This window comes from Cognatilysobacter xinjiangensis (assembly GCF_014651995.1).
Classification (GTDB): domain Bacteria; phylum Pseudomonadota; class Gammaproteobacteria; order Xanthomonadales; family Xanthomonadaceae; genus Cognatilysobacter; species Cognatilysobacter xinjiangensis.
In genome coordinates this window covers 1,276,857-1,290,671 of record NZ_BMXY01000001.1, presented here as the reverse complement: position 1 = coordinate 1,290,671, position 13,815 = coordinate 1,276,857, and the positions used below count along the sequence as shown (strand labels likewise).

Genomic DNA, 13,815 nt, shown 5'->3' with positions numbered 1-13,815 from the left:
TTAAGGGACGAAGAGCGCACGTGGGGCCGGTCTGCCGACCCCACCGCGCGCCCACGCACGCGACCGGAGCGGCATGACTTCCCAGCAGGCGACATCCCGTACGACCCGAGACGCCGCCGGCTCCGCGCGCCCGCGCCGCCTGCGACTGCTCGCGATCGGCTGGGGCCTGGCGGCGCTGCTGCCGGTCATCGCCGTGGTGCTGATCGTCAACGACTACCGCCAGTACCAGGATGCGCGCGAACTGCGCAGCCGGCTGGTGCTGGACGCGGTGGAGCGCCAGTTGCTCGATCGCCTGTTCCTGTTCGGGCGCCAGCTTGAAGCCGCGGCCGGTGCCGGCACGGCGCCGCCCGTCGTCGCGATGCACGACGTGGTGCTGCGTCCGGTGCGCGCGGGCGATCCGGTCGCCTCGCGGGAATCGCCGGTGCAGGTGGATCGCCCGATCCGGCTGGACGGGCGCTGGTACGTGCCGATCTCGCGCCGCGTGGGCGACCGCATGGTGTCCGCACGCGTCGACGCCGGGGTCCTCACCGCCGTGGTCCAGGGTTATCGCCTCGACACGGACGAGTTAGCGAGCCTCGTACAGGACGATCGCGTGCTGGTGGCGGGCTCGTTCGACTCCGGCCGCGCTCCCGGCCAGTCGATGTCCGCCTCGCCGCTGTTCGACCCGGAACGCATCCATGCGCGCGAAGGGCGCTATGTCTCCGAAACCGTGGCCGACGGGATTCGCCGGGAACACGCCTTCCGCCGCATCCCGGGTACGCGTCTCACGATCGTCGTCGGCACCGCGCCGCCGCGCCTGCTCGACCTGTGGGGCCGACCTGCCTCGGCGCTCTGCCTCGTCGCGCTGCTCATGGGGCTGGTCTGGGGCTGGCTGGTGCGCCGCTTCGATCGCGCGCAGGGCGAGCAGGCCGCGTTGATCGGCGAGCTGGAGCAGGCACTGTCGACGCTGCGCAACCGCGAGGAGCGCCTGCAGCAGGCGCAGGACCTCGCGCAGCTCGGCGAATACGTCTGGGATCCGCAGGCGCGGGTCGTCCATTTCAGCGAGCAGTGCGCGCGGCTGCACGGCATGCCGGCGCACCAGCGCCTGATCGCCGACGTCGAGCTCGCCGGCTTCCTGGACTCCGACGACCGCGATGCCGTCATCGCCGCGGGCGAGGCGGCGCTCGCCGGGCAGGGGCCCGTGCAGTTGAGCTACCGCATCCGCCGCGTCGACGGTGCCGAGCGCGTGCTTCTGGCGCGATCCATCGCCGCCATCGACGACGCCGGCCGCACCGTCGTGCGCGGCTACCACCAGGACGTGACCGAGCTGATGCAGGCCCGCGAGCGCGCACTCCAGGCCGAGGCCGAGTACCGCTTCCTGTTCGAGCACAATCCGCTGCCGATGTGGGTCTACGACCGCGAGTCGCTGACCATCCTCGCGCTCAACGACGCGATGGTCCGGCACTACGGCTATGCGCATGAGGAACTGGTCGGCGCGAGCATGCTGTCGATCCGGCCGGAATCCGAACGCGAGCGCCTGCTCGAAGCCGCGCGCATGGCGTCGCGCGAACGCCCGCAGGGCCAGGTGTGGACGCACCTGCACCGCGACGGCAGCGTCATGCGGATGGCGGTGTTCAGTCACGACATCGACTTCGACGGCCGCAGCGCGCGTCTTGTCGCCGCGCAGGACGTCACCGAGCGCGAGCGCGCCGAGGAGCGTTTCCAGCTGGTCGCGCGCGCGACCAGCGACGCGGTCTACGACTGCGACATCGCGACCGGCCAGATCTGGTGGAGCGATTCGTACTACACGCGCTTCGGCCACACGCAGCCGGATCTGCCGTCGGACGAGGAATGGCGCTCGCGCGTGCATCCGGCCGACCGCAATCGTGTGTTCAGCGGGCTCAAGCGGGCGCTTGCGGGCAAGGAAGCCGAGTGGCAGGAGCAGTACCGCTACCGTCGCGCCGATGGCGGCTACGCGCTGGTGCTCGATCGCGGCTTCATCCAGCGCGCCACGAATGGCCATGCGCTACGGATGGTGGGCGGCATGCTCGACCTCTCCGAGCGGCAGCAGTACGAGGAGCGCCTCGCGTACCGCGCCACGCACGATGAGCTCACCGACCTGCCGAACCGCCAGCTGCTGCAGGACCGCCTGCACCAGGCGCTGCTCAACGCGCAGCGCTACGACCGCGACGGCGCGCTGATCTTCATCGACCTCGACGACTTCAAGCTGGTGAACGACACGCTGGGCCACAGTGCCGGCGACCAGGTGCTCTGCGAGGTTGCCGAGCGCCTGCGCGGCGTCGCGCGGGAGACCGACACCGTCGCCCGCTTCGGCGGCGACGAGTTCGTCGTCGTGCTCACCGAGCAGAGCGGCGAGGACGGTGCGGCCGAGGTCATCCGTCGCATCACTGAAGCACTGGAGCGCCCGATCAACCTCGGCGGCTCGCTGCAGACGCTGACCGCCAGCATCGGCTGGTGCCGCTTCCCCGAGGCCGGGCACGACGTCGAGACGCTGCTCAAGCACGCCGACCTCGCGATGCACCAGGCCAAGCGCCAGGGTCGCAACCGCGCGGTGTCGTTCCAGAGCGAGTTCGTCGAGGGCGTGTCGCGTCGCGTGCAGCTGGTGGCGGAACTGCGCCAGGCGCTGGAGCGCGACGAGTTCGTCGCAGTGTTCCAGCCGCTGTTCGACAGCGACGAACGCCCCGTCGCTCTGGAAACACTGGTGCGCTGGCAGCACCCCGAACGCGGCCTGCTGCCGCCGGGCGAGTTCATCCCGGTCTGCGAGGAAAGCGGGCTGATCGTCGAACTGGGCCGTCGCGTACTCGACCAGGCAGCGCGCCATTACCGCCGGCTGGTCGACGAAGGCCTGCCAGGCCTGCGCGTTGCGGTGAACGTGTCGCCCGCGCAGTTCAACGACGAGCTGGTTCGCCACGTCACTGAAACCATCCAGCGCCATTCGTTGCCGCCCGAGGCGCTCGAACTGGAGATCACCGAGGGGCTGCTGATGCAGGACCCGGAGCGCGCGATCGAGCTGATGCGGCAGATCGCCGCGCTGGGCGTGAGCTTCTCGATCGACGACTTCGGCACCGGCTATTCGTCGCTCGCGTATCTCAAGCGCTTCCCGATCGACCGCCTGAAGATCGACCGCTCGTTCGTGCGCGACCTCGGCAGCGACGAGGACGATGCGGCGATCTGCAACTCGATCATCGGCCTCGCGCAGGCGCTCGACATCCGCACCGTCGCCGAGGGCGTGGAAACCGTGCTGCAGCTGGACTGGCTGCGCGCGCGCAACATCGACGAGGTGCAGGGCTACCTGCTCGGCCGCCCGATGCCGTTCGAGGAACTGCTGCCGCTGCTCCTGCGCTATCTCGAGCGCACGCGCGAGCCCGCGCTGCTCGCCTGAGGCTCAGCGCGCGGCCGGCTCCAGCGTCAACGCATGACGCGCGGTGCCGGGCAGGAAGGGCGTGGCGTTCCCGCGTACCCAGTCGGCATGGCCCGCGCCCCAGAACGGCGACAGCGGATGCCCGCTCTGGCCGCCCGGCATGTGCGCGAGACCCTCGGCCTCGTGGCCCGGCGCCACCACCATGCGCTGCGACGCGCCGAAATTCTTCGCCATCGCGCGCGGCGTGAGCCCATCGCCGTCCAAGGGCTCGGCTGGCATGCACAGCAGGCGCTTGCCCATCGGCAGCGCGGTAGCCAGCGGATGACAGATCGCGGCGGTATTGCGCTCGCCCCACGTGCGCTCGCGGAGCGGGCCGCGCTTGACGAGGCCGTCGCGCACTTCGCGCGCCGCGTCCTCGAACAGTGCATCCCAGCTGTCGAAGCGCGGATTGAGCAGGTGCACGGGCCGCGTCGTCACCATCGGCCAGGCGATGCCTTCGAGCTGCGGAAGCTCCGGCAACTCCGCATTGGCGCCCAACGCCACGCGCGCCGGCATCAGCAGGCCTTCGCGGATGCGGTCGAGCACCGCCTGGCGCCAGACGCGCACGAGCCGGTACTGCACGGCATCGGCCGAGGCGCGTGGCTCCAGCGGGCCGAGGTCGAGCGCGCGCAGCGCCGCATCCCCATGCGATCGGCCCGCCTGCTCGTGCAGCAGCGCGGCCCAGCGCTGCAGGAACAGGCTGCGGTCATCGAGTTGAACGGCCAGCAGGTCGCGCTCGGCGAACCGCGATCTGGCCATCAGGTCATCGCGGATCATGCGCGCCCGCACCGCGACGACGTAGCCGCCATCGCCGATCCGCGCGAGGTCGGCGCCGTCGGTGACGCGTGCGTTGGCCGTCCACAGGCGGCCCGAGGCCGGGTCGACGATCGACGGCGTGGCGACGGTGGTCGCCGTCCACGGCGGGCAGTTCGCAGCGACCGAGACGCCCGCCGGCACGCAACCGGGCGCGCGCTGCGGTATGGGGCCGAGCAGGCGCCAGCCTATGCGCCCGGCGCGGTCGGCCACGAGCAGGTTCTGCGCCGGCAGCGCCGTCGCATCGGCCACGCGCATCGCGTCATCGAGCGAGCCGGCGCGCGCCATCCCGAGCAGTCCCAGCCCGAGCGAACCGGGCAGGTGCGCGACCCAGCGCCGCACCATTGCGCGGCCTTGCGTGTCGTAGTGGTCGACGGGGCCCCACGGCGTCTCCACGACATCGACGGACACGGCGTTGCCGCCCGCGACCTCGATGCGCTCGCGGTGCACGCGCCCTTGCGGGCAGGCGTCGCGACGACAGCCGGGCAGCACGATCCAGTCGAGCCAGTCGCCGTAGCTGTTGGTGAAACCCCAGGCGACGTGCCCGTTGCTGCCGACGATCACGCCGGGCAGGCCGGGCAGGGTGAAACCCGTAACGTCGACGCGCCCGCCCGGCGCGGCGGGATCGGCGTAGCGCAGCCGCGCGCGAAACCAGATGTTCGGCGCGCGCAGGCCGAGGTGCATGTCGTCGGCGAGGATCGCGCGGCCGTTGTCAGTGAGCGTGCCGGCGACGGCGAAGTTGTTGCTGCCGACTTCGGCGCGCGGCTCGGCCGGCCCGATACGCCGGGCCTGCGGCGCCCAGCGGCGCAGGTCGACCTCCTCGGGCGACGGCAGCACGGCATCGCCGCGCGGCTCGCCCTGCAGCGGTGCATCCCAACTGCTGCCATCGCGCAGCACCAGCGCGCGCAGCGCGGGCGGCAACTGCGGCAACGCGCGGGACAGCGCGAGCTCGCGCGCGCCCGTGGCGTCCTGCAGGTCGTAGTACATCGCGTAACCGACCAGTGGCGTGTCCTCGGCGCGCCAGGCGCGGGGCGACTGGCGTAGCAGCAGGTAGGGCCAGGGACGCACGCGCAGCGCGCCGACACCCGCGTTCACGCCGTCCGCATAGGCCTCGACAAGCGCGCCGCGTTCGTCGAGCGTCCTGGCGAGGCTGGCTTCCACGCGCGCACGCAGGCGGTCATGGCGATGCGCGCGGTCCACGTCCAGCGCACGCGCGCCGAACAGGCCCGAAAGCTCGCCTGCGCCGACTCGCCGCATCAGGTCCATCTCGAAGAAGCGCTCCTGCGCATGCACATAGCCCAGCGCGCGCATCGCGTCGCGCTCGTCGGCGGCGTCGATGGTCACCGTGCCCAGGGCGTCGCGATGCACGGATACGGGTGCCGAGAGTCCGGGTAGGGCGACCTTGCCGTCGAGCCGCGCGAGGCTGCCGCGTAGCGCGAGCCAGGCGGCGAGAGCAAGTGCGAGCGCCAGCGCCGCGAGGGCGATCACCAGCCATCCGGTCCTGCGAATCCACGTCTTCATGCCGCCGCTCCCCGAGCCTGCCCGTACTGTAGCGGGCGGCCCCGATCAGCGCCGTTCGAGGCGATAGGCCACCGTGTGCCGCGAGCTGACGCCTTCGGCGACGAAAGCGGGCTGCGCGTCGAGGATGTCGCGCCGGACCAGCACCTCGATGCGCCAGTCGCGGCCGAACAGATCGCGCACCTCGGCCTCGGGCACGCTGAAAGGCGGCCCGGCTTTCTCGTGTGCCGGATATTCCAGCGTCACCAGCAGCCCGCGGCAGCCCGCCGGCAGCCGTGCGTAGAGCTCGCTGGCGTAGCGACGGCGCATGTCGGGCGGCAGCGCGATCAGTGCGCCGCGATCGAACACGCCCGCGCAATCGCGCAGCGTGTCGGCGTCCAGTGCGAACGCGTCACCGCGGACGATATCGACGTCGCCGGCACGGTAGATATCGCCTGCCGGGTGTTGCTCGATGGAAGGCGCGAGACCGTGCTCGTCGTAGAACGCCCGCACCGCCATCGCCGACAGCTCGACCCCGAGCACGCGATGGCCCTGCGACGCCAGCCAGGCCATGTCCAGCGACTTGCCGCACAGCGGCACGAAGACGCGCGAACCCTGTGCGAGGCCGAGCGACGTCCAGTGCTCGACCAGCAGCGGCGTCGGGCGGTCCTGATGGAAGCCGATGCGGCCTTCCTGCCAGCGCGAATGCCAGAACGCGGGATCCATGGTCGTCCTCCGGGTAGGCCTGCACGCTAGCCGCGGGCGCCGCGGATGGGAAGACGCGGAAGCGAAAAGCCCGGCGCTGGCCGGGCCTCTCGTACTTGGTTGCGCTGCGTCACGCTTGTGCCAGGGTCACTCCACCAGCAGGCCTTCGACCTTCTGCCGCGCCGGGACGAGGCACGATCAGCGTGACCCGTCCGCGGCGCCGCGCGCTGCGTCATTCGCGTGCCGGGCTCACTCGACGAGCAGGCCTTCCACCTTCTGCCACCCGCGCGGCAACAGTCCACCGCGCGCGCCACGCTGCCCCATGTAGGCCTCGAGGTCCTTGTACGACACCGTCATCGTGCGCGCGCCCGACATCACGACCAGCGACTGCTCCGGCCCGACGACGACCACGTCGACGACCCGCTCGGTGCCGAGCTTGGCCTTCGGGATGTCGATGATCTTGTTGCCCTTGCCGCGCTCCATTTCCGGCAGCTGCGCGATCGGGAAGGCAAGCACGTGACCCGCGCTCGTGGCGGCGACCACGCGATGGCCCTTGGTCGTCGGCGCGACGGCCGGCTGCAGCACCTCGGCGTTGGGCGTTAGCGAGAGCATCGCCTTGCCGGCCTTGTTGCGGCTGACCAGGTTCTCGAACCTGGTCACGAAGCCGTAGCCGTGGCTGGTCGAGAGCAGGTAGGTCTGCTCGGACTCGCCGCTGGCCACCGCCTGGAACGACGCGCCGGACGGCGGCGCGAAACGGCCCGTCAGCGGCTCGCCGTTGCCACGTGCCGAGGGCAGCGTGTGCACCGCGGTCGAATAGCTGCGGCCCGTGGAATCGAGGAAGGCGACCTGTGCATTGCTACGCGTGCGTACCGCCGCGAGGAGCTCGTCGCCTTCGCGATAGGAGAGGCCGGCCGCGTCGATCTCATGGCCCTTGGCCGCGCGCACCCAGCCCTTCTGGCTGACGACGACCGTCATCGGCTCGGTCGGCACCAGCTCGGACTCGCTGATCGCCTGCGCGGCGCCACGCGCCACCAGCGGCGAGCGGCGCTCGTCGCCGAACTTCTTCGCGTCGGCCAGGAGTTCGTCCTTGATGAGCTTGCGCAGCTTGGATTTGCTCGCGAGGATCGCCTGGATGCGGTCGCGCTCGGTCGCCAGGTCCGATTGCTCGCCGCGGATCTTCATCTCCTCCAGCCGCGCGAGCTGGCGCAGGCGCGTCTCGAGGATGTAGTCGGTCTGCTCCTCGGTGAGCCCGAAGCGCGCCATCAGCACGGGCTTCGGCTCGTCCTCGGTGCGGATGATGCGGATCACTTCGTCGAGGTTGAGGAATGCGACCAGCAGGCCTTCGAGCAGGTGCAGGCGGCGCTCGACGCGCTCGAGACGATGGGTGAGGCGACGCGTCACCGTGTCGCTGCGGAACTGCAGCCATTCCGACAGCAGCGCCCTCAGGTTCTTGACCTGAGGCTTGCCGTCCAGGCCGATGATGTTGAAGTTGACGCGGTAGGTGCGCTCAAGGTCGGTCGTCGCGAACAGGTGGCCCATCAGCGGCTCGACGTCGACGCGGTTGCTGCGCGCGACCAGCACGATGCGGGTCGGGTTCGCGTGGTCGGACTCGTCGCGGATGTCCTCCAGCCACGGCAGCTTCTTGGCGCGCATCTGCGCGGCGATCTGCTCGATCACCTTGCTCGGCGATACCTGGTAGGGCAGCGCGGTGATGACCAGATTGGTGCCGTCCTTCTGCCAGGTCGCGCGGGCGCGCACGCTGCCGCAGCCGGTCTCGTACATCTGCAGCAGGTCGGCGCGCGGAGTGATGATCTCGGCCGTGGTCGGGTAGTCCGGCCCCTGAACGTGCTCGCAGAGGTCGCGCACCGTCGCGTCGGGGTCGTCGAGCAGCCGCACGCAGGCGCTGACAACCTCGCGCAGGTTGTGCGGCGGCACGTCCGTTGCCATGCCGACCGCGATGCCGGTGGTGCCGTTGAGCAGCAGGTGCGGCAGGCGCGCGGGCAGCCAGCTCGGCTCCTCGAGCGTGCCGTCGAAGTTCGGATCCCAGTCGACCGTGCCGTGCGCGAGCTCGCCCAGCAGCACTTCGGCGATCGGCGTCAGCTTCGACTCGGTGTAACGCATCGCCGCGAACGACTTGGGATCGTCCTGCGAGCCGAAGTTGCCCTGGCCCTCGATCAGCGGATAGCGGTACGAGAACGGCTGCGCCATCAGTACCAGCGCCTCGTAGCAGGCGCTGTCGCCATGCGGATGGAACTTGCCGATAACGTCGCCGACGGTGCGAGCCGACTTCTTGGGCTTGGCGCCGGCATTGAGGCCCAGCTCGCTCATCGCATAGACGATGCGGCGCTGGACGGGCTTCAGGCCGTCGCCGATGAAGGGCAGGGCGCGGTCGAGGACCACGTACATGGAGTAGTCGAGGTACGCGCGCTCGGCGTACTCGCGCAGCGGAATCTGCTCGAAACCGTGGAAGGTGGAGCGGGGCGATTCGGTCATGGACTTCCGTGAGGCGACGCGAGCGGCGCTCGCGATGGCGCGGGCGCTGCCCGCGGGGTTGCGTTGTCGCATGGGATTCTACGTGCGCACTGGACGCCGCCAGCATCCCCGGCAGGGGTCTCAGCGGTCGCGACCGTCGCCGGCGAAAACATTTGGCGAAATGCCGTTGACATCTCGTCCACCGGCGGCGAACATACGCGCCCTCGCCGGTGACACATTGCCGGCCGGGCCCGGGTGGCGGAATTGGTAGACGCACTAGTTTCAGGTACTAGCGGGTAAAACCGTGGAGGTTCGAGTCCTCTCCCGGGCACCACTCAAGACGATGAACCCTCGGGAAACCGGGGGTTTTTCGTTTTTGCGGCCTTGTCGGCGCTTTCACCGCGGCCGCGCGACGCTCGACCACACCCGTTTCGAGGACCGTGGACCGATGAGCAAGCGAGAACTGATCGAGCCGACTCCGGGCGACAAGCGTTACGTGCGCCGCGACGAGAAGGGCCGCTTCAAGGAAGTCGACGACGTGGGTCGCTCGCTGTCGCAGGACCAGAAGCGGCACGCGAAGAACGACGCCGGCGCCGGCCAAGGAGACCGCGGCGACCGTCAGACCCGCCACTGAGCCGGCAAGGAAAAACCCCGCGATCTCCGCGGGGTTTTTCCTATCCGCCGTCAGCCGCCGGTGGCACGCCGCAACCGCGGGTCGATGCGGATCGGCGAAACGTGCAGGCCCTGGATCAGCGGCGCGTCGACATGCTCGGGGTTGATCACGACGTTGCAGGACTCGTCGCAAAGCGCGCTGGGTACCTGCGCCGCCAGGGATTGGTGCGACCGCGACCAGGCATCGCCCACCTGCTGCACGTCACCGCGATAGGGATAGTCGCGCCAGGTCGACGGATAGTTCTGCGCCACCCACATGCGGTCGCGCGGCACGTGCGCCTTGGCGAGGTAAGCCGACTCCGGCACGGCCTCGTCGCAATGGGCGAGGTATTCGAGCAGCGCCCCGGCCGGCGACAGCGAGGCATAGACCGCGGGCGTGCCGTCGGACGTCCAGCGCCCGGCCTTGTTGCCGTTCGCGGCGAAGGGCTTTTCCTTCTGCGCCTCGTCGACGACGCGGTAGATCGCGACGGTACCCGGGTGGTCGGAGCTGCGCTCGGCGGCGTCGAGGTGGTCGGTCGTCGGGGTCGCGGTGAGATGCGCGGTCGCCGACAGCGGGTCGCTGGCGGGAAAGGTGTCCTTGAGCGCCTTGTCCAGGTCCTGTTCGGTGGTGGGTGCCGGCGTGTCGGGCATGTTCATGGCGATCCTCGCTGATGACGGTTCGACGCAGGGCGTCACGGCCGGCGTTTTAACAAGGCCTCGTCATGGCGACCGTGAAGCTTCAGCCGCTTGCCCAGGAGGTGTCGCATGTCCCAACGCATCGAAGCGCTGTCTGCCGCCACCGACGATGGCGGCCCGCGCGTGCGCGCAATGCTTTTCGAGCGCGACCAGCCCAGCCGCGAGATCGAGCCGGGCGCGATCTCGGCGTCCTGCCCGGTGCCCGACCACCAGTTGCTGTGGGTGGACGTGGTGGCCGACGACGGTGCCGAGGCACTGGGCGACCTTGGCGCCGACCCGCATCGGCTCGACCCGCGCGGCGGTACGCCGCTGGGCATCGCCATCGCCGAGGGCTGGAAGTACCTGCACGTGCACGCGCTGAACTGGCATGACGGCCGTCGCGCCACGCACGAGCCGGTGGCCGTCGGCATCGGGCCGAACATCGTGGTGACGGTGCACAGGCAGCCCGTCGATTTCATCGGCGACGTGCTCGACAACGAGGCCGACCACCTGCGCGTCGGTCGACTGGAGGCGATCAGCTTCGCCACCGGCCTGCTCGATCGCATGCTTACCGACTACCTCGACGCGCGCGACGCGTTCGAGAGCGCACTCGACCGTCTCGAGATCGTCGTACTGCGGCGACCGCGGCCGGGCCATCTCGCCGAGTTGCAGGGCCTGCGGCACCTCGCGTCCAAGCTGCGCCGGCACCTCGCCTCGCAGCGCGACCTGTTCGATGCACTGGGGCGGCCGGATTTCGACCCGGGTCAGTCGGACTCCGCCGAGCGCCACTGCCGCGCCGTGAGCGCGCGCTACACGCAGGTGATGAGCGCGGTGGAGGCCGCTCGCGAACTGGTCAACGGCAGCTTCGACCTCTACACCTCGCGTGCGGCCGAAAGCACCAACCAGGCCATGCATACGCTCACCGTCGTCACGGTGGCGATGGGCCTGGCAGCGACGGTAGCAGGCGTACTCGGCATGAACTTCCAGTCCCGGCTGTTCGACACGGGCGAGCAGGGCTTCCGCATCGTCGCGGCCGTCATCGCCGCCATCGTCCTCGGGTCCTGCGTCTGGGCCGCATGGCGGCTGCGTGGCGCCCGCTGAGCGACATCGTCTTGATGCGCGTGTGAGACGATCCTGTTCATGAAGAAGAAAACCCCTACGCGCGGCCGTGGCGGCGCAGGCAAGTCCGGGTCGCGCGACGCGACCACCGGCGGTCCCACGAGCAAGCGCGGCGACGCCCGCGGGACGAAACCCGCCTCCCGTACGGGTCCGTCCAAGGGCCGTGCCGGCCCGCAGCGCCCGGCCTGGATGCCTGAGCCGCCGAAGCCGCTCGCGCCTCGCGGCGCCGGCGGCGCGCCGACGGTCGACCCTCAGGCCGCACGCGAAGCGGCCCGTTACGAGAAGCCGATCGCCAGCCGCGAAATGATCTTGCACCTGCTGGCGGCTTCCGACGGACCGCTGCCGATCGACGTCATTGCCGAAAAGCTCGACATCACCGACGACGAGCGCCGCGAGGCGCTGGGCTTCCGCCTCCGCGCGATGCTGCGCGACGGCCAGCTGCTGCAAAACCGGCGCGGCGGCTACGTGCCGGCGCAGGAGGTCGACCTCGTCCCGGGCGTGGTGATCGCCAATCCCGATGGTTTCGGCTTCCTCAAGCCCGATCCGGGCCACGGCGACGACCTGTTCCTGCCGCCGTTCGAGATGCGCAAGGTGATGCACGGCGACCGCGTGCTCGCCAACGTCACCAACATCGATCGGCGCGGGCGCCGCGAGGGCGGCATCGTCGAGATCCTCGAGCGACGCCTCACGCGTCTGATCGGCCGCTACGAGACACGCGCCGGTGTCGGTTTCGTGATCCCCGACGACCGCCGCATCCAGCAGGACATCCTGATTCCGCCGGCCGAGCGCAACGAGGCGCAGAACGGCCAGCTGGTGGTCTGCGAGATCACCGAGATGCCCGATGGCAAGCACGTGCCGGTCGGCCGCATCCTCATCGTGCTCGGCGACCGGCTAACGGCGTCGCTCGCGGTGCAGGCGGCCATCCATGGCCACGACATCCCGCACGAATTCCCGCAGGCGGTGATGGAGCAGGCCGCGTCGATCCCGATCGAGGTCGACGCCGGAACCGCGACCGGGTGCGTCGACCTGCGCAGCGTCCCGCTGGTCACCATCGACGGCGAGGATGCGAAGGATTTCGACGACGCGGTCTGGTGCGAGCCCAACCGCGACGGCTTCCGGCTGATCGTGGCGATCGCCGACGTTTCGAACTACGTCAAGCCCGGCACGCCGCTGGACGACGAGGCCCAGAAGCGCGCGACCTCCGTGTACTTCCCCGGCTTCGTCGTGCCGATGCTGCCGGAGACGCTGTCCAACGGCATCTGCTCGCTCAAGCCCAAGGTCGACCGCCTCTGCTTCGTCTGCGACATGCAGGTCGACCGCAAGGGACAGGTGACCGACTCGAAATTCTACGAAGCCGTCATGCACTCGCATGCCCGCCTGACCTACACGCAGGTCTGGAATGCGATCGGCGACGACGTGACCGAAGAAGCGAAGACCGACGCACTGCAGGTCGTCGGCAGCCTGCTGCCGCAGATCCGCAATCTGCACGACCTGTTCCGCGTGCTGGTGCGCGCCCGCGAGAAGCGCGGCGCGATCGAGTTCGAGTCGAGCGAAGTGCGATTCGTGCTCGGCCCGCAGGGCGAAGTCACGCAGGCGGGGATGATCCAGCGCAACGACGCGCACAAGCTCATCGAGGAATGCATGATCGCCGCCAACGTGGAGGCGGCGAAGTTCCTGCTGCGCGCGGACGTCCCGGCGCCGTACCGCATCCACGAGCGCCCGCCGGAGCAGAAGTACGAGGACCTGCTCGAGTTCCTCAAGGAATTCGGCCTGAAGATGCCGGCCTGGGCGAAGGTCGAGCCGCGCGACTTCACCGCGCTGCTCAAGAAGATCCGCGACCGGCCCGACGCCGCGCTGCTGGAATCCGTGCTGCTGCGGAGCCAGTCGCTGGCGGTGTACTCGCCCGGAAACGTCGGCCACTTCGGCCTCGCGCTGGAGGCCTACGCGCACTTCACCTCGCCGATCCGCCGCTATGCCGACCTGCTGGTGCACCGCGCGATCAAGCACGCGCTCAGCGGCGCGAAGCCGGAGAAGTTCAAGTACTCGCCGAGTGCGATGGCGCAGCTGTCGCTCGAATGCTCGGAGAAGTCGCGCCGCGCCGATGAAGCGCAGCGCGAGGTCGACGAGCGCTACCGCGCGGCCTGGATGGAGCAGCACGTCGGCGGCGAATTCGAGGGCACGATCAGCGGCGTGACCAGCTTCGGCCTGTTCATCGAGCTCGACGATTCCAAGGTGAACGGCCTGGTTCACGTCACCCAGCTGCCGAACGATTTCTACCGCTTCGACCCGATCCGCAAGACGCTCACGGGCGACCGCCGCGGCAAGGAGTACCGCCTCGGCGACCGCGTGCGCATCGTCGTGCTCAAGGCCAGCGTGGAAGACCGCCGCATCGACTTCCGCCTGCTGGAGGGCGACGCGGGCGCCAAGGCGCCGCCGCCGCGCGGACAGCCGGCCAGGCGCAAGAAGCAGCCTTACTGAGCCGG

The 13,815-nt window shown here is 70.0% G+C and carries 8 protein-coding genes and 1 tRNA gene; 5 read left to right on the top strand and 4 right to left on the bottom strand.

Annotated features, from left to right (window positions below; genetic code table 11):
- Positions 1-73: 73 nt before the first annotated feature.
- Positions 74-3,382 (top strand): EAL domain-containing protein, encoded by a 3,309-nt coding sequence (locus IE066_RS06055; protein ID WP_189447774.1) that lies wholly within the window; start codon positions 74-76, stop codon positions 3,380-3,382.
- Positions 3,383-3,385: 3 nt separating this feature from the next.
- Here IE066_RS06055 and IE066_RS06050 read toward each other — a convergent pair whose 3' ends face one another.
- The 3 genes from IE066_RS06050 to parC all read right to left on the bottom strand — a co-directional run bounded on the left by IE066_RS06050 (position 3,386) and on the right by parC (position 8,908).
- On the bottom strand, positions 3,386-5,734 hold the full coding sequence (locus tag IE066_RS06050) for a penicillin acylase family protein (protein WP_189447771.1): 2,349 nt from the start codon (positions 5,732-5,734) through the stop codon (positions 3,386-3,388).
- 45 nt (positions 5,735-5,779) lie between these two features.
- Positions 5,780-6,436 (bottom strand): thiopurine S-methyltransferase, encoded by a 657-nt coding sequence (locus IE066_RS06045; protein ID WP_189447769.1) that lies wholly within the window; start codon positions 6,434-6,436, stop codon positions 5,780-5,782.
- 228 nt (positions 6,437-6,664) lie between these two features.
- A complete protein-coding gene (gene parC, locus IE066_RS06040) occupies positions 6,665-8,908 on the bottom strand; it encodes a DNA topoisomerase IV subunit A (protein ID WP_189447767.1) in 2,244 nt (747 codons plus the stop codon).
- A 228-nt stretch (positions 8,909-9,136) separates the two neighbouring features.
- Here parC and IE066_RS06035 point away from each other — a divergent pair.
- Positions 9,137-9,221 (top strand) — tRNA-Leu (locus IE066_RS06035).
- A 114-nt stretch (positions 9,222-9,335) separates the two neighbouring features.
- On the top strand, positions 9,336-9,521 hold the full coding sequence (locus tag IE066_RS06030; protein WP_189447765.1) for a hypothetical protein: 186 nt from the start codon (positions 9,336-9,338) through the stop codon (positions 9,519-9,521).
- 50 nt (positions 9,522-9,571) lie between these two features.
- Here IE066_RS06030 and IE066_RS06025 read toward each other — a convergent pair whose 3' ends face one another.
- Entirely contained in the window at positions 9,572-10,195 is a 624-nt protein-coding gene (locus IE066_RS06025; protein WP_189447763.1) for an RES family NAD+ phosphorylase, read from the bottom strand.
- 108 nt (positions 10,196-10,303) lie between these two features.
- Here IE066_RS06025 and IE066_RS06020 point away from each other — a divergent pair, with 108 nt between their 5' ends.
- Positions 10,304-11,314, top strand: a complete 1,011-nt coding sequence (locus tag IE066_RS06020; RefSeq protein WP_189447760.1) for a magnesium transporter CorA family protein — start codon at positions 10,304-10,306, stop codon at positions 11,312-11,314.
- Positions 11,315-11,353: 39 nt separating this feature from the next.
- Positions 11,354-13,810 carry a ribonuclease R gene (rnr, locus tag IE066_RS06015; RefSeq protein ID WP_189447758.1) on the top strand — a complete coding sequence of 819 codons (2,457 nt, stop codon included), beginning with the start codon at positions 11,354-11,356 and terminating at the stop codon, positions 13,808-13,810.
- Positions 13,811-13,815 lie beyond the last annotated feature (5 nt).

Excerpts from the sequence above, each read along its gene's own strand:
- IE066_RS06055 (WP_189447774.1), top strand. The coding sequence starts at position 74 with ATGACTTCCCAGCAGGCGACATCCCGTACGACCCGAGACGCCGCCGGC.
- IE066_RS06050 (WP_189447771.1), bottom strand. The coding sequence starts at position 5,734 with ATGAAGACGTGGATTCGCAGGACCGGATGGCTGGTGATCGCCCTCGCG.
- IE066_RS06045 (WP_189447769.1), bottom strand. The coding sequence starts at position 6,436 with ATGGATCCCGCGTTCTGGCATTCGCGCTGGCAGGAAGGCCGCATCGGC.
- parC (WP_189447767.1), bottom strand. The coding sequence starts at position 8,908 with ATGACCGAATCGCCCCGCTCCACCTTCCACGGTTTCGAGCAGATTCCG.
- IE066_RS06030 (WP_189447765.1), top strand. The coding sequence starts at position 9,336 with ATGAGCAAGCGAGAACTGATCGAGCCGACTCCGGGCGACAAGCGTTAC.
- IE066_RS06025 (WP_189447763.1), bottom strand. The coding sequence starts at position 10,195 with ATGAACATGCCCGACACGCCGGCACCCACCACCGAACAGGACCTGGAC.
- IE066_RS06020 (WP_189447760.1), top strand. The coding sequence starts at position 10,304 with ATGTCCCAACGCATCGAAGCGCTGTCTGCCGCCACCGACGATGGCGGC.
- rnr (WP_189447758.1), top strand. The coding sequence starts at position 11,354 with ATGAAGAAGAAAACCCCTACGCGCGGCCGTGGCGGCGCAGGCAAGTCC.